Origin of the sequence: Aliifodinibius sp. S!AR15-10 (assembly GCF_031569985.1) — a bacterium.
Taxonomy (GTDB): Bacteria; Bacteroidota; Rhodothermia; order Balneolales; family Balneolaceae; genus JAMQKA01.
This window is the reverse complement of the sequence record NZ_JAMQKA010000035.1, coordinates 28,789-51,845: the sequence shown is the minus strand read 5'-3', so window position 1 is coordinate 51,845 and position 23,057 is coordinate 28,789. Positions and strand designations below refer to the sequence as shown.

Sequence of the window (23,057 nt, the reverse complement as noted above, 5' to 3'; positions counted from 1 at the left end):
GGTTATGGACAGAAAGAAAATGGTTTACAAATTCGGTGGAGGTTCAGCTGAAGGTGATCGCGCAATGAAACAACTGTTGGGGGGCAAAGGGGCCAACCTTGCGGAGATGAGCAGTATTGGCCTGCCGATTCCTCCCGGGTTTACTATCTCAACAGAGGTTTGCCAGTACTACAGCAAGCACAAGGGTGACTGGCCGGAGGGATTGGAAGAACAAGTACAGGAGGCGATCCATCACATTGAAGATCTCATGGACCTTGAATTTGGCGATTCCAGCAATCCACTCCTGGTGTCGGTGCGATCGGGCGCGGCACAATCCATGCCCGGCATGATGGATACCGTCCTTAATCTGGGGCTCAATGACAAGTCGGTACAGGGGCTGGCTGCAAAAACTGATAACGAACGCTTTGCTTTTGACTGTTATCGTCGCTTTATCGACATGTTTGGTGGTGTGGTCATGCAGGTGCCCCATGAAGAATTTGAAGAGGCGATCCAGGGGCTGAAGGATGAAAAATCCGTGGAGCTGGATACCGAGCTTGGCGTCGAGGATATGAAAGAGCTCGTCGATCGGTACAAAGCCGTATATCGCAAAAGCACCGGGCACATGTTTCCCCAAAATCCCAGTGAGCAGCTGCATTATGCCATTAACGCCGTATTTGGTTCCTGGGATAGCAACAGGGCCATTAAATACCGAAGGATTAACAAAATTACCGGTTTGCTGGGTACGGCCGTGAATGTGCAGGCGATGGTGTACGGAAATATGGGCGATGATTGCGCCACGGGTGTTTGCTTTACCCGGAATCCCTCTGACGGTACCAATGAACTGTACGGAGAATTCCTAATCAATGCCCAGGGTGAAGATGTGGTGGCCGGTATTCGTACCCCTCGCAACATCAATGAGCTGAAAGAGGTGATGTCCGACACCTACCATGAACTGCGCGAAATCACGCATAAATTGGAGCGGCATTACCAGGATATGCAGGATATTGAATTTACGATTCAGCAGGGCAAACTATTTATCCTGCAGACCCGGAATGGCAAACGAACAGGCAAAGCCGCTGTTAAGATAGCGATCGATATGGTGGATGAAGTGATTTTGAAGAAAGACAAAGCCGTGGAAAACCTGGTGCAGCCCAATCATCTCGATCAGCTTCTGCACCCACAACTGGATGAAAGCTCAGTGAAAGAAGAGGAGATCTTGGGCAAAGGACTCCCGGCCTCACCCGGCGCTGCTGTTGGAAAAGTCGTATTCGATTCGGAAACCGCCGAGGAGATGAAGGCGGAAGGAGAATCGGTAATTCTGGTCCGTATAGAGACGAGCCCGGAAGATGTGGGCGGAATGTCTGCATCCGAAGGAATCCTGACCTCCCGCGGTGGCATGACCAGTCATGCTGCTGTTGTCGCTCGCGGATGGGGCAAACCCTGCGTGGCCGGCTGCGGCGATATCATTATCAATTATGAAAACCAGATATTTACCAACGGAAAAGTTACGGTCCATGCCGGTGACTGGATTTCGATCGATGGGGCCCAGGGCATGGTGATTAATGGTAAAAAAGAAGTCGAGCCGCCCAAGTTTGACGACAACTACCACACGTTCATGAAATGGGTGGACACCTTCCGCGATATGGACGTCCGTACCAATGCCGACACCCCAGAAGATGCCGCCAAGGCACGTGAATACGGCGCGCAGGGCATCGGCCTGGCCCGCACCGAGCACATGTTCTTTGGTGATGAGCGTATCAAGGCGATGCGGCGCATGATCATCTCCGAAAGCGAAGAGGAGCGGCGAAGTGCGTTGGAAGCACTGCTACCGTATCAGAAGCAGGACTTTATCGAAATATTCGAAGCGATGGAGGGATTGCCTGTGACCGTGCGGCTGCTGGATCCCCCGCTGCATGAGTTTCTGCCGGATGAAGATGAGGAGATCGCAGCGTTGGCAGAAGATCTGGGCATCAAGGAAGCAGACCTGAAACGTAAGATCCGGTTGCTTAGCGAATTCAACCCTATGCTGGGTCACCGCGGATGTCGTCTTGGTATCACCTATCCCGAGATTACCGAGATGCAGGCACGGGCCATCCTGGAGGCCGCTGTTGAGATTAAGAAGCAGGGCAAAGAGGTGCAGCCCGAGATCATGATACCGCTGGTGGGTACGTCCGAAGAGTTTATCCACGAGCGCCATGTCATCGATGAGATCGCAGAAAAGGTGTTTGAGGAAGCGGAAGAAACGGTTGAGTTCAAAGTGGGGACCATGATCGAGATTCCACGGGCCGCCATCGTAGCCGACAAGATCGCTTCCGAAGCGGAGTTCTTTTCATTCGGAACCAACGACCTTACGCAAATGACCTTTGGATACAGCCGTGATGACGCCGGTAAATTCCTTGAGCTATACCTGAATGAGGGGATTCTGAAACACGACCCGTTCCAGGTGCTCGATGAGGAAGGTGTCGGTTCACTGGTGCGTATGGCGGTTGAGAAAGGGCACAGTGTGAAGCCGGACCTAAAGATGGGAATATGTGGTGAACACGGCGGTGATCCAAGCAGTGTGGCGTTCTGCTACAGTCTCGGTCTTAACTACGTTTCCTGTTCCCCTTACAGAGTGCCGGTGGCTCGACTGGCTGCGGCTCAAGCGCGGCTGAGATCTGAGTCCACTGCTTCTTCAACTCGCGGGGAAGATAAGAAAAGTGGAGAACTCGTCTCTTAAATTAATAAAGATATAGTACTTATACCGGGGCTGACCTAACTCATGTTGAGTTTCTTCAGGTCGGCCTCGGATTTAAATAAAAATGAAGATTTTGTATAAATAAGATAAAATAGTCTTAAATATGTTATTATTATCAACCCAAATAGAAAGATTATGAATACAATAGAGCAACGAACAATTGGAGAAATTGTAGCAAACGACTATCGAACGGCACAGGTTTTTAAAAAATACGGCCTTGATTTTTGTTGCGGTGGAGGACGAACGGTTGCCGAAGCCTGCGAAAAGAAAGGTGTAGATGTTGAGTCGATCACGAACGAGTTGTTAATGCTTGGCGAACGAGGTGGGCCTGCAGACAATTACAAGGATTGGTCACCCGATTTCCTGGTAGATTATATTGTCAATAATCATCACAATTACGTCCGAAACAAGCTGCCCGAAATCCGTGCTTACGCCCAAAAAGTTGCTAAAGTCCACGGTCGGTCGCATCCCGAGAATGTAGAAATACTGAAACGCTTTGAGGCGCTTGCGGATGAACTTACAGAGCATTTGGAAAAGGAAGAGCAGATCCTGTTTCCATACGTGAAATTACTGGTAGATGCTGAAAAAAATGGGATAGAGCGAAAAGCTCCACATTTCAAGACGGCGGCCAATCCGATCAGCATGATGGAATCGGAGCATGAGGAAGCCGGCAGCGGCATGGAGGAGATCCAAGCGTTGAGCAACAACTTTACTCCCCCGAAAGACGCCTGTGCGACCTATCGGGTGCTCTATGCTAACCTGAAGGAGTTCCAGGAAGACCTTCATAAACACGTGCACCTTGAGAATAATATCCTCTTCCCCAAGACCCTGGAGCTTGAAAAGAGACTTAACTGACTGTTTTAGAATTATTTTGGGTTGGGAGACATCGTCCTCCCGGCCCTTAACCTATTGAATCTCACAAACCATTTTATGCAAACAACCAATCATACGTTCTCTATACCTGTAATGGGTACCGGCCATTCCATTGATTCTCCTATCCGCGTAGCGCCGTATGGCATAAGTTCGGTGATTTCGATTGTGGATGATCTGCTGATTGAAAAAATCAGAAAGTTCTACTGCCGGAAGCTGGATCTGCCTTATAATAATATTGCACGAAATGCAGAGGACGGACGGGCAAAGCGTATTACCGCTTATCTGGATTTGGTTCAGGAGATTGTGCAGGACAAGTTTGAAAAGATAAAGAATCAGCCTTTCTTCGAGGAGAACGACAAAGCCAAATATTTTGAGCTTCTGCCAAAAGGAAGTATGCCACGTAGGATGTACGATCGCCTATTGGAGACTGATGCTGGTAAGGTCCGCGATAAACTGGCATGCGAGCTTTCCAGGCTGATGCGGCCCGGTTCCATTGACGTAAATATTATGGCAAAAGTGGATGGGCTCAATTACGAGAAAAATGGAACGCCCATGAGTGCTGAGTTCAGTGATGCCAACGCTGCACTGCGTGGATATGCCAACAGTAAACTGTCTTCAAGCCTGGTTTTGTCGGCAGGCTTCAATCCGCGGTTGTACAACTACATAACTGAGTTCAAAGATTTTTACCGAGATGCCACGGGAAAAATAAAAAAGAAAATCATCTTGAAGGTCAGTGATTTCCGTTCGGCACTTATCCAGGGTAAATACCTGGCCAAGAAGGGACTCGAGGTCTATGAATACCGGATTGAGTCTGGATTGAATTGCGGGGGACATGCATTTGCATCCGATGGGTACTTGCTACCCAGCCTGTTGAAAGAGTTCCGGGAAAAGCGGGATATGCTGAGTAAGACGGTGCGCCCTCTGGTAGAAAAGTTCTATGAAGATGAAGGGGCCGGTTTTTCTGAGGAATGGGAGATCATGGAACCCCGACTTACCGTGCAGGGTGGAATCGGGACATCCGGAGAAGCACAGCGCTTGTTGGATGATTTTGGCATGGATGCCACCGGCTGGGGTAGTCCCTTTTTGATGGTCCCAGAAGCTACGACTGTGGATAAAACCACTCGAAAGCTGCTGGAAAATGCGAAGGAACAGGATCTGTATTTGAGCGGTGTCTCACCACTGGGCGTGCCTTTTAACAATGTTCGGAATACCGGGTCCGAAGCCTGGCATCAAGAGCGGATAGAGAAGGGAAAACCCGGGTCACCCTGCCCAAAAGGTTTTTTAGAGGCAAACACCGAGTTCACCGAGCAGCCGATCTGCACCGCTTCAAACCAGTATCAACTGTTGAAACTAGATCAGATTAACCAGATGGATAAAGATGAAGCTGAAAAAGAAAACATGCGTCAAAAGGTGTTGGACAAGGCTTGCCTGTGCGATCACCTGGGCAACGGGGCGTTGATTGATCTGGGTATCCTGAAAGAGCACAGGGCTCCCCAGGCGATCTGTCCCGGTCCCAACATTGCATGGTTCGACCGAACATACTCGCTAAGAGAAATGGTCGATCACATTTACGGTCGGGGAGAATCGCTTGTCTCATCCAAACGTCCCCACATGTTTGCCAAGGAGATGGTGATGTATGTGGACTACCTGGAGGATCTCGCTGAACAGGCAGATGGGAACAAAGGAGAACTCAGGAAGCTGACCAAATTTAGGAAGAACCTGGAGAAGGGAATTGAATATTGTCTGAAAATTGCGGATTCGGAATCATATAAAGGTGAGAACCTGGCTTCTATATCACAAACTGCAGCGGAACAAAAAAACCGGATAGTCGAAATATTTAAGAAAATCGAAGAAAAATAGACCTTATGATCTTAGACTTTTTGACCTTCAATCCCACTATTTCAAAGCTCTTGCAAATTCTTATCTTGTTTCTCTGTACTGTTCAGCTTAAAACATCGCTTGCTTATATGAGTCAGCGGTAAATATAATTCCAACAAATTATTATAGCGATATGCGGAAGATACATAAATTTATAGCAGTATTGCTGTTATGCACCTGTTTTGCTCTTGAAACCTACGCTCAAAACAATATTCCATCGAAAGCTCAACAGATAAAGGCTGCAGTAAGTGCGGCCCCTGCAAATAAGCAGGATGGAGCAAAAGTATTTGGCTATACACAGGCCGGTGAGTTGACCACACTGCGAGAAGCCAGTAACGAACTAATCTGTTTGGCCGATGATCCCCAAAACCCGCAATTCCATGTTGTTTGCTATTACCAAGATCTTGAGCCGTTTATGAAACGGGGACGCGAACTCCGGGCGGAAGGACTTTCTCGGTCAAAAGTGGACAGCATCCGCAAAGTAGAAATTGAAGCCGGTGAGCTCTATTATCCCGAAAAGCCTATGGCGTTGTATAGTCTCTCAGGGCCAGAAGACGCATTTGATTATGAGGAGGGGAAAGTGAAGAAAGCAAATCCACTTTACGTGGTGTACGTGCCCTATGCAACGGAAGAATCTACCGGAATTTCGAGCGCACCAGCCGGTAAAGGCGGTTCCTGGCTGATGGAACCCGGTACACCGTGGGCGCATATAATGTTTCCCGGACGACCAATCGAAGCAGAAACAGCAGACGAGTAATCCTTCAATGAGTATCTGGACGTGGCATTAGATAAAACATTCGGGCGATACCAGTGGCAGGTAATTCTGTTTTGCTTTGTGTTGGCCGCTTTCACGGGTGTGCTTTTTCGGTTAGGCATGTTAATTCCGCTTCCGGGTGAGCTGAGCCTGCAAAACATTCGTCATGCGCATTCCCACCTTATGTTTTTTGGATGGGCGGCGGCTCTACCGCTTTTAATCATGTACGGCAAGGTTAAGTTATTATTGGAGGGAAAAAACCGTGGGCTCAAGATGATGTACTGGTCACTTTGGGCTATCCTCCTGTTTGGATTACTCTCATACCCATTTTTTCTACTGTTTGGGTACCACCCTGTACCTGTGGCTACCACCTCTATGCCGCTTTCGGTTATTTTCTCTGGCTTGGTACTGATCGGGTGGTACCTGTTTGTGGCGGGCTATCTTTTGGTGCGAAAAGAGGTATCGGAGGAGGATAGGAATCCTTGGTTTGAGGCAGCCCTTGTAATGCTGGTAGTCTCTTCATTTGGCGCATGGGGTGTGGCTGTGGCACAGTTTATGAATCTGGCTAACCCGCTGGTTGGGAAGGCATTAACCCATTTCTTTTTAGCATGTTTTACCGAGGGTTGGGTGGTATTGAGCACCATTGCCATATTGGATGAGTTGTTCGAGTTTTCTTTTGATTCCCTTCCGTTCTCGGCCGCAACGCTGTCCGCACTTATATTGCTGGGAGCGCCGCTGACCTTTCCGTATGGTATTTCTGAGTCCTTATTAACGACGCCCATGCTTTTAACAGCTCGCGTTGGGGGACTCATAACGGGAGTCAGTCTGTGCTTGGTTGGATATACAATGCTGAGAAATGAAGAACTCCCCAAACCCATAATACTTTGGCCACTGGCGTTGCTTCTTTTGAAAGGAGTGATGCAGGTCGTTGCTTCGGTAATACCTTCTGGTTTTTGGTTGTCAGATCACGCCCTCCGGATTTTCTATCTCCATGTGCTGCTGCTTGGGGGGTTTACACTGGCGGGTGTTGCGTATCTGCATAAATTGAGTAAGCTGGATATCCGGAGTTTTACTGGTGTAGCACTCTCAATTGTGATAGTGCTCGTCAGCCTGCTTTTCCTGACACGGTTGTGGCCCGTGGCATGGAGCGGAATGTGGGTTTATTATGTGGTTTCCGGCGCGGCTATATTACCGGCAGTTGCACTGGGAGCAGAATGGTGGAAATTATCAACGAAATCGGTTCAAATAAGTAATGAAGGAACAGAAGGATAAGAAAGATATCTCCTCTGATGATGACATCAGGGAATTTGTACACTGTTTTTATGGCAAGGTGGAGGAAGATGACCGCCTTGGATATATTTTTAATGATCACGCCCAGGTAGATTGGGATACCCATCTGCCGAAGATGGTTGACTTTTGGTCGAATCTGTTGTTTAGAACCCGGCGGTACAATGGTCGACCCATGAAGAAACATATGCCCCTGCCGGTTAAGAGATCGGACTTTGAGCGTTGGCTGAACATATTTGAGGAAACGATTGATGAACTATATAAAGGAGAGGTGGCGGAGTATGCAAAGGAGATGGCTCAAAAGATTGCCGTCAGCTTTGCTTTGCGCATGGAAGGGACTGGTAAGTTTGAGGATGAAAATAAAACAGGGGAACCCTAGATAAAACTTAAGCTGGTATGCCGGCGATAGAGATTTATCAATTAGGAAAGTCTACAGTAAGACATTGAGAAATATAAAGCCATGGAAAGTAATGAAAAAGAGATTATTGCAATAGCCCGGCTTGTTCAGCAAGAATGTATTCGAGCTGCAAGGGAAGGCTTCCAGGATGCGTCCATGAGTGGACTTTGTCGCGAAGGTGCGTTAGAGGCTGCCATTGGCTCTATTCAGTCACTGGACCTTGAAAAGTTAATTGAGCAAGTTCGTAAATAGACGTTATGGAACAGCCGATTGTCGGTTACCACAAAGATGAAGAAGATGACTGGGTAGCTGAGCTGGAATGCGGTCATAACCAGCATGTGCGGCATAATCCACCTTGGCAGTTGCGTCCGTGGGTGACAACGAAAGAGGGCCGGGAATCAAAGATAGGGCACAAGCTGAACTGCAAGAAATGTGATCGTGGAGAACCCAAGGATATTGTAAGGTAAGATTGAATGCAGCAATAAAACGTAACCTAAAGCAAGAGATTATTTTATTATGAAGAAATCATATATATCCGCAGAGGAAGCTGTAAAATTGATTTCGTCCGGGGACCGGGTGTTTGTCCACAGCGTGGCGGCTGCCCCGCACCACCTGCTGGAAGCGATGACCCACCGGGCTGATGAACTGCGGGATGTAGAGGTCATCTCACTGCACACAGAGGGGCCGGCGCCGTATACAGATCCAGAGTATAAAGACAGTTTCACCGTAAATGCACTCTTTGTGGGTGCCAATGTGCGCAAGGCAGTCAATGAGGGGCGTGGGGATTACCTCCCGATCTTCTTGAGTGAAACGCCGTACCTGTTCCGTAATAATATTTTGCCGCTTGATGTGGCCTTGGTGCATGTTTCACCACCAGACAAGCATGGCTTTTGCTCGCTGGGGGTCTCTGTAGATGCCTCCCGGGCTGCCGTTCAGACGGCTAAGAAAGTGATTGCCCAGGTAAATCCCAGGATGCCGCGGACTCACGGCGATGGGATGGTGCATGTAAAGGAGTTTGATGCAGTTGTTGAGCATGAGAACCCGCTGCCGGAGCATTTCGTTGGTGAGCCTGGTGAGATTGAACAAAAGATCGGCAACTACTGTGCAGAGCTGGTGGAGAATGGCGCCACACTACAGATGGGGATTGGTGGTATCCCGAATGCGGTACTTAGAGCGTTGAAGAATCATAAAAATCTGGGTATCCATACCGAGATGTTTTCGGATGGGATCATTGACTTGGTAAAAAGTGGTGTTATAAACAATAAGAAGAAAAAACGCCATCCGGGTAAGATCGTTTCCACCTTCCTGATGGGCTCCCAAAAGCTCTATGACTTTGTTGATGACAATCCACAGGTGGCCATGCTGGATGTGGCCTATACCAATGACACGGCTGTCATCCGAAAAAACCCCAAAGTGACGGCCATAAACAGTGCGGTGGAGGTGGACCTGACCGGCCAGGTTTGTGCAGATTCTATAGGAACCTATCACTACTCTGGAGTCGGCGGACAGATGGATTTCATCCGTGGCGCTTCGCTTAGTGAGGGTGGAAAACCGATAATTGCCCTTCCCTCCGTCACTAGCAAAGGGATTTCCCGGATTGTACCATACCTGAAACAGGGGGCGGGAGTTGTAACCACAAGGGCTCACGTGCATTATGTCGTTACCGAGTACGGCGTTGCCAATCTGTACGGGAAAAATATGAGTCAGCGAGCCAAAGCCCTAATAGAAATTGCGCATCCGGATCACAAAGAGAAACTGGAAGAAGAGGCGTATAACCGTTTCCTGGAAATGCCTTAACCCGGATTATTCACGAAATAGTAAAAAAGAAGGTTGGACCATTGATATTATTCCATATATAAAAATCAGGTATGGTGCACAACCAAATTTCTTGGTAAATAATCCGGGTTGAAATAGCGAACTTGTTGTCCACTCCACTGTTCTATAAATATTAAGTTCTTGTTTTTTATTTATTTAAGTGCGAATATGATATTGCTGTTCAGATTGAGAATGAACGAGAGAAATAACAAATAAAATAAATGAGGAGTGGATATGACGCTATCAAAGAATATAGTTTTGGTGGTCTTGATTATAGCTATATCAGGATGCTATCATGCTAAAATAACTACTGGACTGGACCCGTCTACAACTGTCTACGAGCAAACATTTGCTTCTTCGTGGATATTTGGTTTGGTACCGCCCAAAACGGTTGAGGCTGCTGAACATTGTCCCAACGGAGTAGCTATGGTTGATACCGAAATTAGTTTTGTAAATGGACTGATAGGTACGTTAACCTTTAATATTTATACACCAATGCACATCAAGGTTACGTGTGCTTCAGGGTCAGCAGAGTTGGATGTGGATAGTGATAATTCAGAAAATTATACTGTATTAACACGAACACAAGAGGAGTTTACAGAAGATATCCAACTTGCTTCAGAAAAAGCCGTTGAGACTCAAAAACCTGTTTTGCTAAAGGTTAAGTAGTACTTACTTAATTTTCAGAGGTAACAAAGGCCCGGAGATATCTGGGCCTTTTTGTGTTAGTCTCGTCTATGTTCTTTCAAGTGTGTAATGTTATCTACCACCGGTAATTTGCATTAGGGTTATTTTTTTGGGAGTATCTAAAAGTTATTAAGAGGGTGGTTTTTTTCAGGTGAACTCAAACTAATTCACAGGAGACCAGCCAATCATTATAATCTGAATTTTAGATATAAACGACTATGAATCTTTTAAAATCTACATTATTGCTAGTATTAATCATTGGAATTTCGGGTTGTTACAACGCAAAAGTAACCACGGGACTGGAACCATCTGCAAAGGAGTATGAGCAGTCTTTTGCTTCTTCGTGGATATATGGATTGGTCCCACCGAAAACAGTCGAAGCTGCTGAACAATGCAATAACGGAGTAGCTATGGTTGAAACGAAGCTAAGTTTTGTAAATATGCTTGTTGGTAACTTAACATTGGGAATTTATACTCCTATGCATATTACAGTGACATGCGCTACAAGTTCCGCTTCAAAGCAGATTAATCAAAGCAAAGACAATGTACTAACTCGGAAGGCTGATGACATTAAGCAAGATATTCAGAGAGCTTCCAAAAAAGCTGTAGAAACACAAAAAACTGTTTACCTCAAAGTAAAATAGGTAGTTATCAGTGCAATAAATAAAAGGCCCGATTTGATCAAACAAATCGGGCCTTGCTTATTTTGGAACCTGTGAAAAATATCAGTTAGGATCCGCTCTCCTCAACAATCAATTTACCAGCCATACCTGCTCCAAAGTGAGCCGGGAAGCTGCAGAGATAATCATATTCACCGGTTGTTTCCGGGGCTGTGAACGTGACGGATACCGTTTCTCCACCGCCTGCAAGTCCTGTATGAGCAATGATACTATCAGTGAGATCTTGTGGTATATATTCGTTCTCTTTGGCTTGAATTGCTGCCTTGGCAAAAGCCGCGGGGTCTGCATCCATGGTAAGCAGGACCCAGTTGTGAGCCATCGCAGTTTTGGGCAGCTGACTTTGGGTTATTAATTCAATGGTTATTTCTTGTCCGGGTTGTACTGTAATAGACTCAAGCCGAACCAGCTCGCTATTTGAGCCCAGGTCATCAGCTACGCTAAGGCCCTCGGCTTCACCGGAGACGGCAAATTTCATGGCATCAAGTCCTGTGATTTCTATGGTTCTGGACTGCTGTTGGCTGGATTCACCTCCACAGGCAGCTAAAACGGCAATTAATGTAATAAATGTAAACAGGCGTGTGAGTTTCATAACTCCAGGTGTTTTAGATTGATGGTTAGTTTATATCAGTTGATAAAAGTTTCTTTATTGACCTAAGTATAGGCTAATAGTGTGAATTTTTAATAAACAAGTGACCAGTGGTTAAGATAACTTAGCATGGCCGATTTTTAAAAAGTTAACCTGGAAAAGAAAAGCTCGTTTGGGTCCTGGAGGAGCGAAATAAAAAAAGGCACCCCAAAAGGAGTGCCTTCAGACTCTTAGGTTTATCGGGCCTTTTAGTTGTAGGTGATACGAACACTGCCCCCCGATGTACGAGCGGTTAATTTTGGTCCTCCACCGTTAATAGAGCCATGAACTTCATCGCGTTCCACTTCGCCGGTAAAATTGGAAAGCTTAGTGCTTACCCTATTGCCTTTGAGGTCCAGGTTAAGGGCAATACCATCCGGTACACTGATGTTGATGTGACCCCCACTGGTTCGCAGGTCCACAAAGTCTTCAATACTGTTAAGATCAGCTTCGATGCTGCCTCCGCTTGTCGAGGCTTCCACGCTGCCTGAGAGATCCCGTAACGAAATATGGCCGCCGCTTGTGCGCAGATTAATACGCCCCTCTGCGTTTTCGGCTTCAATGTGTCCCCCGCTGGTTCGGGCATCCATCTGTCCGGAAAAGTCCCGGATCTCAATATGTCCCCCGGAAGTACGGGCATCGACAGTGCCTTTCAGGGTGGTCATCTCGAGATGTCCCCCACTGGTAGAAAGGCGTTGATCGCCATCCAGCCCGGAGGCGGCAATGTGTCCGCCACTGGTTCGCAGGTCGGTTTTCATTTCCCGTGGCGTGTAGACCACAAACGAAACGGAAATATTATTACGTCCCCAGTTCCACACTTTACCCCTTCGCTCGGCAATGGCTGTCACCTTGTCGCCGGATTGCGAAATGTCGATGTCAAAATCATCGAGGTCAGTGTCTGAAGGACTTAGGTCCCGGCCGTTGCGTTGCACATACATTTCTACGCGCACGGTGTTGGTTTCGGAAGCTTCCACCGTAATGTGTCCACCGGAGGTCTTTACTTCCAGTTCTCCCGGGGTGCTGATATTGAATTCTTCAATTCGATATGGATCATCGATGTTTGTATTAGTAGCATTGGATTTGGCTGTGGCACTTAGTACCATCAAAAACGATATCAACAGCGCAAGTCCAAATGCCGCTAGTACTTTTGTAATGTAAATATTGCGAGCAGTCATGGTTACTCCTGGTAAATTTTTGATTCAAGAACATTGGTGCAGTACGTCTCTGGTGGGTATAATGTTTCATTCTCCAAAGCAAAAAAAATGGGGAGGCAGTTATTTTAAAAGAGATGTTTATAGTTTAGGAGTCGAAATGTTGAGTTGTAGATGGTAAAGTCAAAAGCCAGTATGAGATATTGCTCTGCTTGAAAAGGGCCGTTAAAAGATAACAGAAACTGCAAGCTAATTAATTAGATTAACCTGAGTTCAAGATAAGACTAACTCAAAAAAGTAACTGTCATCGCGAGGAGGCTTTGTTGCCCTTTTTGGCTTAACGATGAGGTTGACGCAGCGATCTCCCCGTCCGTTTTTTTGTTCACCCATCGGGAGATTGCCTCCCGACAGGTGTCGGGGTCCCGAAGGTAGCTGAATCTCTCGCAATGACAGTTTTATTACTAACTGACGTTAGATTGAATTCCACTCTTAAGTGCCGGATTAGAAATATGGACCCGCACACTTAAACACTTTTGATATTGAGACCCTTTCTAACTATCCTTTGAGGTGGTTAATGCAAAAAAACATATCGTAAAAGCGACAGGGCTGTTAATAGTAGCAGCAACTCTTGTCTGTGTGCTATTTGGGCAGGGAGCTCACCTTCATGATTTAAACGTTCATATCAGTAGTCATTTTGATGTTCATGTTCACCTGCATGCCCATGAAAGCCACGATGAGCCAATGCAGGCTGATGACCATAATCAAGAAGATAGCAAACATCAGCATAAAGTGAGCACAGCCTCCGATATTATAGGTACGCTGACGACTCCTCTTCAGGTAAAACCCGATCTTAAGAAACATGCTGTAGGCTCTCTCTATACCGGTTTTAACCTGGTGAATCGAAAGTTCGACGAAATACCCACCCTTTTTGATCTGCCTCCGCCAAAGTCGGTAGCTGATCAATATCACCTCTCTTCTTTTTCCCATCGCGGCCCTCCTATAGCCTAATATACCCTCATTAGAGGCTCTCTTCCCTAATTGTATCCTATAAATTACAATTTACCACCATGTCCAGGTATATCCAGTGGACTCTATTGTTGGTATTATTGCCAGTGATTGTCCATTCGCAAACAATATCTATTTCACTTGACGAAGCGGTAGAGCTTTTTAAACAGAATAGCCTCCAGCAGGAGTTGGCTCGATACGACTGGCTGCGCAAGCAGGGAGAAGCGATCCAGTACAAGGCCTATCCAAACCCTGAGGTTAGCGTCAACCGGGAACAGCTTAATGCCGGTAGCATCGATTACAAGGAAACAACCTACATGGTTTCCCAGCCTATTGAGCTGTTGGGCCAACCTTTCCTACGCAGTAGAAGTGCTTCTAAATCACAAAGAGCAGCCGAATTACAATTTGAATACGATCGGCTCCAGTTGATCCGGCAGGTTAAAGCCTTGTATGCTGAATATTGGCAGCTATCAGAAAAGCTGGATATCTATAACGAGGCGCTTGAGGTTATCCAGAAAGCTCAGGAATCTGCAAAGGAACGCCAGGTCGAGGGTGCCTTCTCAGGTCTGCAGGTGCAGCGATTTAATGTGGAACTCAGCCGGTATCGCAAACAGCGTGACCAGGTGCAGTTGAATCTTCGGCAAACAGGCAATCTGTTGGCCACCTATTTGTTTTCAGGACAAGAGCTGGGTACCCAGATTCAAGTTTCGGATAGCTTGAGGGTAATACCCATAAGTTTGCAGGAGCAGACCCTTATTCAGCATGCCCTTGCTAACCGGGCGGACCTCGCAGCCCTGGAACAGATGGTCGATGCATCCGAGCTTCAATACAAGGTTGAAAAACGGAATCGCTTGCCCGACTTGAATTTAAATCTTGGATACAAAGAGCAATCCGATGGTGCTCAGGGATTTGTAATAGGCGGTTCAATCAAGCTTCCCATCTTTAACCAGAACCGAGGGAATGTAACGATTACCAGGGCTCAGACACATTCTCGGGGAACCGAACTGACTTTAAAGCGGCAAGCAGTACGCAACCAAGTGGAAACGGCCTACGAGCGAGTTGAGCTTGTTTTCAACCAATGGGAATCAATGAATGAGGATTCGATGAATGCATCGATGTTGGAAGCCGCCCGCGCCGCCTACCAGCAGGGACGCTATTCACTGGTTGAATTGCTCGATGCCACCCAGGCCTATATCGATGGACAGACGATGATCTATGACACTATTGCCGATTATAACCAGGCACTTTTTGAACTGGACGTACAAACCGCAGGACGAATTTCAATATTAATGAGCTCTCAATAATCAATACTCAACTGTCAGGGCAATTGATTACTAACACTGAAAGCTGATAGCTAAAACCCATAACAATATGAAACGCTTACTTCTTATTCTTACAATCGCAGCAGGATTAACTATCTCCGGATGTGGTTCCGAAGAGTCTGATCACACGCATGGGAAGGGGGCCGACCACACCCACGAAACCGAACAGCATTCCCATGATGGCTCCGAAACAGCAGATGCAACCCATACCCACTCTGAAAGTGAAGATGCACATTCCCACTCCGGGGGAGGGTCTGGCACAATGCTGGGACCCAATGAAACCTACGATGAAGTCCGAAGAGGCATTCGCTTGACCTTGTCTTATAACAGCGAAACTGGCTCCTTCAACGGAACGGTAGAAAACACCACCCAGGAAGCCTTGCCACAGGTTTCGGTTGGTGTTGAATTATCCAACGGGACGGAGCTTGGTCCCACAACACCCGTGCATCTTGAAACTGGTGAAAGCCAATCGGTTGAGCTGGATGCTGCCGGAGAAACTTTCGACAGCTGGATCGCCCATTCTGAGATAGGGAGTAGCAACGGGCATAGCCACGGTGAAGATGGTGATCATGAGCACCATAACTAGTGTCTGATCAACCTGAAATTTGGTTTTTCTGGAACGCAGATGACGCTGATACGGCGGATCACCGCGGAATAATTGTCAGATCAGCATAATCGGTGTTATCCGTGTTCTTTCAGGGAAAGTCCGAAATCCAGGTCTTGGCATGACACTATGGGCTGATGGACAGGATTAATTTAACTCAAAATACCTACAACCAATGAAACGCTTAATCATATTCTTATTCATAACAACCGGGCTTTTGATAGCCGGATGTAGCTCCGGCAATGAAGATCACAGCCATGGCGAAGGGGCCGACCACAGCAACGAGCAGACAACCGAAGCCAGCCAAAGTGAACAGGAACATACGCACGATGAAGGGGAAGAGCAGCACGAGCAGGGTCAAGAAGCTGCTTCTGAAAGTGAAGGTGTACAGCGTGAAGGAAGCGGCGCCGTTACACAATGGACCGATGAGACCGAGCTCTTCATGGAATACCCGGAGATCATTGTCGGCCAGGAAGCCACATTCGCGGTTCACCTGACCCGTCTCTCCGATTTCACCCCTATGGCCGATTCCGAGGTGTACTTTACCTTCCGTTCCGAAAATGGTGCCGAGATATCAGCCAGGGAAACCGAGGTACAGGTGCCAGGCATTTACGGTCCGAACATTACCTTTGAACAGGCCGGACGTTATGATTTGACCATCGAAATTTACGGGATGGTTAATGATACTTTGCAGGTAAACGATATTCCGGTCTATAACTCGGCTGATGAGGTACCCCATACGTACGCAGAGGAGGATCCCAACCTTATCACTTTTTTAAAGGAACAGCAGTGGGATATTCCGTTTGCTACGCAGGAAGTGCAGCAGCGAACGCTTACCCAAACAATAGATGCTACCGGGGAAATTATGGCGGCCCAAAACAGTCAGGCGGTCGTTGCCGCTCCTTTTTCGGGCATTATACTGTCCAGCCAAAACGGGAACCTTCCGGTTGTAGGTCAGCAACTGCAAAAAGGAGCTTCGATGGCGGTGCTAAATCCTGCGATTCAATCAGGCCAGGGAGACAATTATGCCCAGCAGTTTATTAATGCTCAGTCCGAGCTGGAACTGGCCGAGGCCAACCTTGAGCGCTCCAGGCGCTTGTACAAAAAAGAAGCAATTCCACAGACCGAACTTCAGAAAGCTCGTATCGAGTACCGCCAGGCGTTGACGCGCTACCAGACGATCAGCGAAGTCATCCAAATAGAAACAACGAATGTCGATAGCTACGGCGATTCTCAGCAATCGTATCGCTTTGAATTGAAGGCCCCCATTAATGGTACCATCTTAGAATCTAACGTCACGCCCGGCATGCAGGTTGAAGCCGGTCAGCCGCTGTACCGTATTGCGAACGCCTCCAACGTGTGGCTTAAGGCGAATGTTCCTGCGGCCCGGCAGAACCGAATTGCCAATGCCAGTCAGGCGACTTTTAGGGTGCAGGGCGATGACCGTCTGTATGAAGTCAGTGAGCTGGGAGGACGATTGATCAGCCGGACGAATAGCATCGATCCGCAGAGTCGTACACTCTCCCTGATTTATGAGCTCGACAACACCCAAAATGGACTCCCACTGGGCATGTTTTCCACGGTGCATATCAATACTGAGACCAAAGAGAATGTCCTGGCGATCCCGCAGTCGGCTTTAATTGAAGAGGAAGGAAACTACAATGTGTATGTGCATGTCTCCGGTGAATCGTTCAGGCAGCAGCGGGTAACAATAGGCATTGAAGACCGCGGATGGGTAGAGATCACCTCCGGGCTGCAGGGATGTGAGCATGTAGTGACGAAAAATGCCTACCAAGTGAAGCTGGCTTCTCTTTCGTCCGAAGCACCGGCCCACGGGCACACCCATTAAGTATCCTTAGTGCAATTTAAAATTCACTCAACAGGACTGAGTTATGTTAGATGCAATTATTAAAGGATCACTGAGGCACCGACTCGTTGTCGTGGTCACCTCCATTATTTTATTCATCGCCGGTGCCTACGTGGTCTATGAAATGCCGGTGGATGTGTTTCCCGATCTGACGGCCCCTACCGTGACAGTGATGACCGAAGCACACGGCATGGCCCCGGAGGAAGTGGAACAGTTGGTGACCCTGCCGATTGAGACAGCTACCAACGGCGCCAGCGGCGTGCGGCGCGTTCGCTCGTCCACCTCAAAAGGATTTTCTATCGTTTGGGTAGAATTTGAATGGGGGACTGATTTATACCAAGCCCGTCAAATTGTCAACGAAAAACTTTCGCTGGTGAGCAACCGCCTGCCTGAAGAGGTGCCTCCGCCGGTGATGGCACCCATTACCTCCATTATGGGTGAAATCATGCTGGTGAGCGTAGAAAGTGACCGGCATTCGGAACTGGAAGTACGCACTGCTGCCGACTGGGAGATCCGGCGACGCCTGTTGGCTATTCCCGGGGTGGCACAGGTAGTCCCAATAGGTGGCGGATTAAAGCAGTACCAGGTCCGCGTAGATCCGGACAAGCTGAAGGCCTATAACGTGACCCTGGGTCAAGTATTAGAAGCGACTGAATCATCCAACGAGAACTTTTCAGGGGGATTCTTCCAGGAATACAGCCAGCAGTACACCATCCGCGGTATTGGTCGAGCTCACTCGCTGGATGATATCAGGCAATCGGTAGTGGCTGAACGCAACAACCAGCCCATTACCATTGGAGATGTGGCCAACGTAACAATTGATGCCGCTCAGAAGATCGGTGATGCCTCTGTCAATGCGAATCAGGCGGTGATTATATCCATCAAGAAACAGCCGGATACCAATACCCTGGAGCTGACCGAACGGGTGGATGAAACGCTGGAACAGATTGAGCAAAACCTGCCCGAAGGATTTTCGATCAACACCCATATTTTTCGGCAAGCTGATTTTATTAACCTGGCCATCGATAACGTGATTGAAGCCCTTAGGGATGGTGCCATCCTGGTGATTATTATCTTGTTTCTTTTCTTGGCCAATATACGGACTACGGTCATATCGCTGACGGCCATACCGCTTGCACTTATTACCTCGGTATTTGTGCTCGAGTTTTTTGATATCACCATCAACACCATGACACTGGGTGGAATGGCTATTGCCATCGGGGTGATCGTTGATGATGCGATCATCGATGTCGAAAACGTATTCAGGCGACTTCGGGAGAATGCCAAGCTCCCAAAGTCGGAACAAAAATCAGCGATGCAGGTGGTCTTTGAAGGATCCAAGGAGATAAGGACCTCCATCATAAATGCCACGTTGATTATCATGATCGTCTTTATCCCGCTCTTCTTTTTGAGTGGGCTGCAGGGACGCATACTGAAACCGTTGGGACTCTCCTACATCGTCTCCATCGGGGCCTCTCTAATTATCGCGATGACGGTAACACCGGTGCTTTGCTATTACCTGTTGCCGGGACAAGCATCAAAAGGCAAGCTGGAAGAAAGTTGGTTTACCAAAAAACTCAAATCCGGTTATGAACGCGTGCTTGATACTATTTTGCGTTATAAAAAAAGTGTGTTGACCGGCACGCTGGTCCTGTTCTTGGGGACTTTGGTAATAGCGCCGTACCTTGGAAGCTCATTTCTACCTGAATTTAATGAGGGCACGCTGGTTATCAGCGCTGTTACCATTCCCGGCACCAGCCTGGATGAATCCAATGAGATTGGCCAGCGTATTGAGAACATTTTGTTGGACCACCCCGCAGTGACCAGTACGGCACGACGAACAGGCCGTGCAGAACTTTCTGAGCATGCCCAGGGGGTCAACGCCTCAGAAATTAATGCCGACCTGGACATCCCGGAGGGGAAGACCAAGGAGCGGGTCTTGGAAGAGCTGCGGTCTGATTTAAGCGTGGTTTCCGGGACCAATATCACGATCGGGCAGCCCCTCGGCCACCGTATTGACCACATGCTCTCGGGGACGCGCGCCAATATTGCCGTTAAAATTTTTGGTCCTGACCTGTACCGGCTGCGAACACTGGCTGAAGAGGTTCGAGGCCAGATGGAGGGAGTCGAAGGAGTAGTGGATCTCTCGGTCGAACAGCAGCAGAATGTCCCGCAAATTCAGATTCGTCCCGACCGGCGGGCCCTGGCGCGTTATGGGATGAACATAGCCGATCTGTCGGAAAAGATAGATGTGGCTTTTGCCGGTGAGACGGTCTCACAGATTATCGAAGGCGACCGGTTGTTTGACCTGATGGTCCGATATGACGAGGAGCACCGGGGCAGCATTAAGGCCGTGCGCAATGCCGATCTGACTCTTGAAGACGGAACCGTGGTTCCGCTTGCGGAGCTGGCCAGTATCAAATCGCGCAGCGGTCCCAATACCATCAGTCGCGAAAACGTGCAGCGTAAAATTGTAGTCTCGGCTAACGTAGCGGGGCGCGACCTGCGCGGTACCATAAATGCCATTAGTGCTAATATTTCTGAGAACATCAATTTCCCACAAGGATATTTCGTGGAATACGGCGGACAGTTTGAAAGCCAGGCCGAAGCGACCCGCACCATTTCACTGTTGAGTATCGTTGCTATTTTACTCATTTACTTGCTGTTGTATTTGGAATTCAGTTCTCTGAAAACGGCCCTGTTGGTAATGTTGAACCTACCCTTTGCCCTGATCGGCGGTATCTTTATCGTGTGGTTTACCAGCGGTATCGTATCCATCGCCTCCCTGGTTGGCTTTATCACCCTGTTTGGTATTGCCACTCGAAATGGTATCCTGATGGTCTCACACTACCAGTACCTGCGATGGGAGGAAGGCAAGTCCTTTATGGAAGCCATACGGCTGGGCGCAATGGAACGGCTTAATCCCATCCTGATGACGGCTCTGACCGCGGGGTTGGCCCTCATTCCGCTGGCGCTGGCCGTAGGTGAGCCCGGTAACGAAATACAATCACCGATGGCGCAAGTTATCCTGGGTGGCCTCATTAGTTCTACCTTGCTTAACATGATTGTGATACCTGCTCTGCTGGCACAGTTTGAGAGCAGTGAAGCTAAAATTGCAAACTAAAGAACAGCAAGACTATGAAATTCCTCATTCTAAAATACGTGGTAACGGCCTTCATCATAGTCTTGGTTTCGGAAGTAGCCAAGAGAACCGACCGGTTGGGTGCGCTCTTGGCTTCGCTGCCCTTTGTTACCATCATGGTGATGATCTGGTTGTATATAGAGGGACAGGGAGACGAAAAAATAAGCAATCACGCCTTTTATACATTTTGGTACGTTATTCCAACGCTACCTATGTTCTTGGCCATGCCGGTATTGCTCAAGAATGGCATTAGTTTTTGGTGGTCGCTTACTATTTGTGTTGCGATCACCATTATCTGCTTTGTTATCACCTCATTAATAGCAAGCAAATTTGGGGTAACTCTTATTCCGTAAAAATTGCTCGTAATATATTCGCCTACAGCTATTTGCAGGTATCTCTGCTATTGATTCTGAGGATCTAATTTCATCATTCTGAAAAGGATTTGAACGTAATCTATAGATCCAATGATGGAATTGCCTTTTACGACCGACCAATTTCTGGAGCTTTTCAAAACCTATAATACCTCAATATGGCCGGCCCAAGTTGTCGCTTATTTGATGGGTGGACTGTCTATTTATTTGGCTTTTCAAAAAACCGGAGGCAGTGATAGAATGATCAGCCTTATATTATCCGCCTTTTGGCTCTGGATGGGGACAATCTATCATCTAACCTTTTTTACTTCCATTAATACAGCTGCATACGGTTTTGGAACGCTTTTCATCATCCAGGGTCTGCTCTTTCTCGGCGTGGGAGTCTGGAAAAAACAATTGAAGTTTCAGTTAAAAAGAGATGTGTATGGCTTTACAGGCGCAATTTTAATCCTATACGCCATGGTAATCTATCCTTTAATTGGAGCACAATTGGGGCATGGCTATCCCTACGCTCCGATGTTTGGAGTAACACCTTGTCCAGCCACGATTTTCACCTTTGGTATATTGTTATGGACGGCTGTAAAAGTACCATGGTGGATTCTGCTAATTCCAGGAATATGGTCTGTTATTGGTTTTACGGCAGCAATTAAGCTGGGTATTCTGGAAGATACAGGACTATTTGTTGCCGGGATTTTGGGTATCATACTTTTATCAGTAAAAAAAGGAAAAGAAGCTCAGCCGCTCATAAATAAAATCACCTAGTATTTTAATCTCAGGTACTATTTGTAGCCCTACTCCCAGCCTTGGGCCCAGCCAATTTAGTATTTCTACCAACCAAACCGACTTGTCCGATTATGTAACGAAGTCAGAATGCTTCCCTACATCTTTTAGCTTGGATTGGTTATTTTCCTGCACTTCGGAATAAAAAACAGAGTCAGCTAATGAAATTACCCTTTGCGCTAGCCAGGCGATTTGTGGCTGGAGAGACACTCGAACAGGCGATTCCCAAAGTCAGTGATCTGAATGAGAAAGGTATTAACGTGACCCTCGATCTGCTCGGGGAGAACGTTACAGACCGGAAAATGGCCAGGGAGGCCGCCGAGAACTACATCGATCTGCTTAAGGGCATCGAGCAGGCCGGGCTCAAGAGTTCGATCTCCATCAAGCTCACCATGATGGGTCTCGATATCGACCAGGAGTTCTGCCGCGATAACCTGTTTCGTCTCTTGGACACCGCCCGGAAGCATGACCAATTTGTACGCATCGATATGGAAGCTTCTGATTACACGCAGCAAACGATAGAACTTTTTAAGGAAGCTTTTCGGGAGTACGGAAAGCATGTTGGTATTGTGATACAGGCATACCTGCACCGGACAAAGCAGGATATTGAGGAGCTGGCAGAGATCGGGGCGGATGTGCGTCTCTGTAAAGGAGCCTACAACGAGCCGGAGCGGCTGGCCCTGCAGAGTATGCCGGCTATACGAGAAGCGTTTAAAGAATATGCCGCCACACTGTTGCAAAAGACCCCTTATCCGCGCATCGCCACGCACGATGATGAGCTGATCAACTGGGTGATTGACCACGCGGAAGAAAATAAAATTGGGAAGTCGCGTTTTGAATTCCAGATGCTGTATGGGCTCCGTCAGGATACCATGGAGGAGTTTACCCGGCAGGGATACAATACGCGGATTTATGTTCCCTACGGCACCAGGTGGCTGCCCTATTTCAAACGTCGCCTTACCGAACGTAAAGAGAATATCTGGTTTGTGTTGAGTACCATGTTCAAGAGTTAACCTGAGACGGCAGATGTCAGAGGTGAGATGAAGCCATGTACCGCGAGCTTCAGCTCGCGAAGTAGAATAAAGGAATCACGAACTCGTGGT

Annotated in this window: 21 protein-coding genes; 18 read left to right on the top strand and 3 right to left on the bottom strand. The window is 47.7% G+C overall.

The window, feature by feature from the left end; all coding sequences use genetic code 11:
• The first annotated feature begins 4 nt into the window (after nucleotides 1–4).
• From ppdK to NC796_RS18715, 11 genes are all read left to right on the top strand, one after another.
• On the top strand, nucleotides 5–2,698 hold the full coding sequence (gene ppdK, locus NC796_RS18765; protein WP_310686659.1) for a pyruvate, phosphate dikinase: 2,694 nt from the start codon (nucleotides 5–7) through the stop codon (nucleotides 2,696–2,698).
• Nucleotides 2,699–2,851: 153 nt separating this feature from the next.
• Complete coding sequence (gene ric, locus NC796_RS18760) at nucleotides 2,852–3,571, top strand: iron-sulfur cluster repair di-iron protein (protein WP_310686657.1); 720 nt, start codon at nucleotides 2,852–2,854, stop codon at nucleotides 3,569–3,571.
• Between the two features lie 75 nt (nucleotides 3,572–3,646).
• A complete protein-coding gene (locus tag NC796_RS18755) occupies nucleotides 3,647–5,449 on the top strand; it encodes a hypothetical protein (RefSeq protein ID WP_310686656.1) in 1,803 nt (600 codons plus the stop codon).
• 151 nt (nucleotides 5,450–5,600) lie between these two features.
• Nucleotides 5,601–6,224, top strand: coding sequence for a hypothetical protein (locus NC796_RS18750; protein ID WP_310686654.1), 624 nt, complete (start codon nucleotides 5,601–5,603; stop codon nucleotides 6,222–6,224).
• A gap of 21 nt (nucleotides 6,225–6,245) precedes the next feature.
• Complete coding sequence (locus NC796_RS18745; protein ID WP_310686652.1) at nucleotides 6,246–7,493, top strand: hypothetical protein; 1,248 nt, start codon at nucleotides 6,246–6,248, stop codon at nucleotides 7,491–7,493.
• Nucleotides 7,474–7,887 carry a group III truncated hemoglobin gene (locus NC796_RS18740; protein WP_310686651.1) on the top strand — a complete coding sequence of 138 codons (414 nt, stop codon included), beginning with the start codon at nucleotides 7,474–7,476 and terminating at the stop codon, nucleotides 7,885–7,887. The genes NC796_RS18745 and NC796_RS18740 overlap by 20 nt, the downstream gene beginning before the upstream one ends.
• An 81-nt stretch (nucleotides 7,888–7,968) precedes the next feature.
• Nucleotides 7,969–8,157, top strand: coding sequence for an acetyltransferase (locus NC796_RS18735; protein WP_310686650.1), 189 nt, complete (start codon nucleotides 7,969–7,971; stop codon nucleotides 8,155–8,157).
• A 5-nt stretch (nucleotides 8,158–8,162) separates the two neighbouring features.
• Nucleotides 8,163–8,372, top strand: a complete 210-nt coding sequence (locus NC796_RS18730) for a DUF3565 domain-containing protein (RefSeq protein ID WP_310686649.1) — start codon at nucleotides 8,163–8,165, stop codon at nucleotides 8,370–8,372.
• 49 nt (nucleotides 8,373–8,421) lie between these two features.
• Nucleotides 8,422–9,702: an acetyl-CoA hydrolase/transferase C-terminal domain-containing protein gene (locus NC796_RS18725; RefSeq protein ID WP_310686647.1), complete on the top strand. Its 1,281-nt coding sequence runs from the start codon at nucleotides 8,422–8,424 to the stop codon at nucleotides 9,700–9,702.
• Between the two features lie 252 nt (nucleotides 9,703–9,954).
• Nucleotides 9,955–10,389: a Bor/Iss family lipoprotein gene (locus NC796_RS18720; protein WP_310686646.1), complete on the top strand. Its 435-nt coding sequence runs from the start codon at nucleotides 9,955–9,957 to the stop codon at nucleotides 10,387–10,389.
• Between the two features lie 236 nt (nucleotides 10,390–10,625).
• Nucleotides 10,626–11,051 carry a Bor family protein gene (locus NC796_RS18715; protein ID WP_310686645.1) on the top strand — a complete coding sequence of 142 codons (426 nt, stop codon included), beginning with the start codon at nucleotides 10,626–10,628 and terminating at the stop codon, nucleotides 11,049–11,051.
• Between the two features lie 85 nt (nucleotides 11,052–11,136).
• On the opposite strand, the gene NC796_RS18710 is transcribed toward NC796_RS18715, so the two are convergent.
• The 3 genes from NC796_RS18710 to NC796_RS18700 form a co-directional block, all read right to left on the bottom strand.
• On the bottom strand, nucleotides 11,137–11,676 hold the full coding sequence (locus NC796_RS18710; RefSeq protein ID WP_310686644.1) for a plastocyanin/azurin family copper-binding protein: 540 nt from the start codon (nucleotides 11,674–11,676) through the stop codon (nucleotides 11,137–11,139).
• Nucleotides 11,677–11,921: 245 nt separating this feature from the next.
• Nucleotides 11,922–12,887 carry a DUF4097 family beta strand repeat-containing protein gene (locus NC796_RS18705; RefSeq protein ID WP_310686642.1) on the bottom strand — a complete coding sequence of 322 codons (966 nt, stop codon included), beginning with the start codon at nucleotides 12,885–12,887 and terminating at the stop codon, nucleotides 11,922–11,924.
• 645 nt (nucleotides 12,888–13,532) lie between these two features.
• Nucleotides 13,533–13,850 (bottom strand): hypothetical protein, encoded by a 318-nt coding sequence (locus tag NC796_RS18700; RefSeq protein ID WP_310686640.1) that lies wholly within the window; start codon nucleotides 13,848–13,850, stop codon nucleotides 13,533–13,535.
• An 80-nt stretch (nucleotides 13,851–13,930) separates the two neighbouring features.
• Between NC796_RS18700 and NC796_RS18695 the strand changes: the two genes are divergently transcribed.
• The 7 genes from NC796_RS18695 to NC796_RS18665 all read left to right on the top strand — a co-directional run bounded on the left by NC796_RS18695 (nucleotide 13,931) and on the right by NC796_RS18665 (nucleotide 22,967).
• Nucleotides 13,931–15,172 carry a TolC family protein gene (locus NC796_RS18695; protein ID WP_310686639.1) on the top strand — a complete coding sequence of 414 codons (1,242 nt, stop codon included), beginning with the start codon at nucleotides 13,931–13,933 and terminating at the stop codon, nucleotides 15,170–15,172.
• A gap of 67 nt (nucleotides 15,173–15,239) precedes the next feature.
• Nucleotides 15,240–15,776 (top strand): hypothetical protein, encoded by a 537-nt coding sequence (locus tag NC796_RS18690; RefSeq protein WP_310686638.1) that lies wholly within the window; start codon nucleotides 15,240–15,242, stop codon nucleotides 15,774–15,776.
• A 193-nt stretch (nucleotides 15,777–15,969) separates the two neighbouring features.
• The gene (locus NC796_RS18685) at nucleotides 15,970–17,643 is read left to right on the top strand and encodes an efflux RND transporter periplasmic adaptor subunit (protein ID WP_310686636.1); all 1,674 of its coding nucleotides are present in this window, start codon (nucleotides 15,970–15,972) and stop codon (nucleotides 17,641–17,643) included.
• A gap of 43 nt (nucleotides 17,644–17,686) precedes the next feature.
• Entirely contained in the window at nucleotides 17,687–20,785 is a 3,099-nt protein-coding gene (locus NC796_RS18680; RefSeq protein WP_310686635.1) for an efflux RND transporter permease subunit, read from the top strand.
• A gap of 14 nt (nucleotides 20,786–20,799) precedes the next feature.
• The gene (locus tag NC796_RS18675) at nucleotides 20,800–21,156 is read left to right on the top strand and encodes a DUF3147 family protein (RefSeq protein WP_310686633.1); all 357 of its coding nucleotides are present in this window, start codon (nucleotides 20,800–20,802) and stop codon (nucleotides 21,154–21,156) included.
• A 111-nt stretch (nucleotides 21,157–21,267) separates the two neighbouring features.
• Complete coding sequence (locus tag NC796_RS18670) at nucleotides 21,268–21,936, top strand: DUF6064 family protein (RefSeq protein ID WP_310686632.1); 669 nt, start codon at nucleotides 21,268–21,270, stop codon at nucleotides 21,934–21,936.
• A gap of 179 nt (nucleotides 21,937–22,115) precedes the next feature.
• Nucleotides 22,116–22,967: a proline dehydrogenase family protein gene (locus NC796_RS18665; protein ID WP_310686630.1), complete on the top strand. Its 852-nt coding sequence runs from the start codon at nucleotides 22,116–22,118 to the stop codon at nucleotides 22,965–22,967.
• Nucleotides 22,968–23,057: the final 90 nt, after the last annotated feature.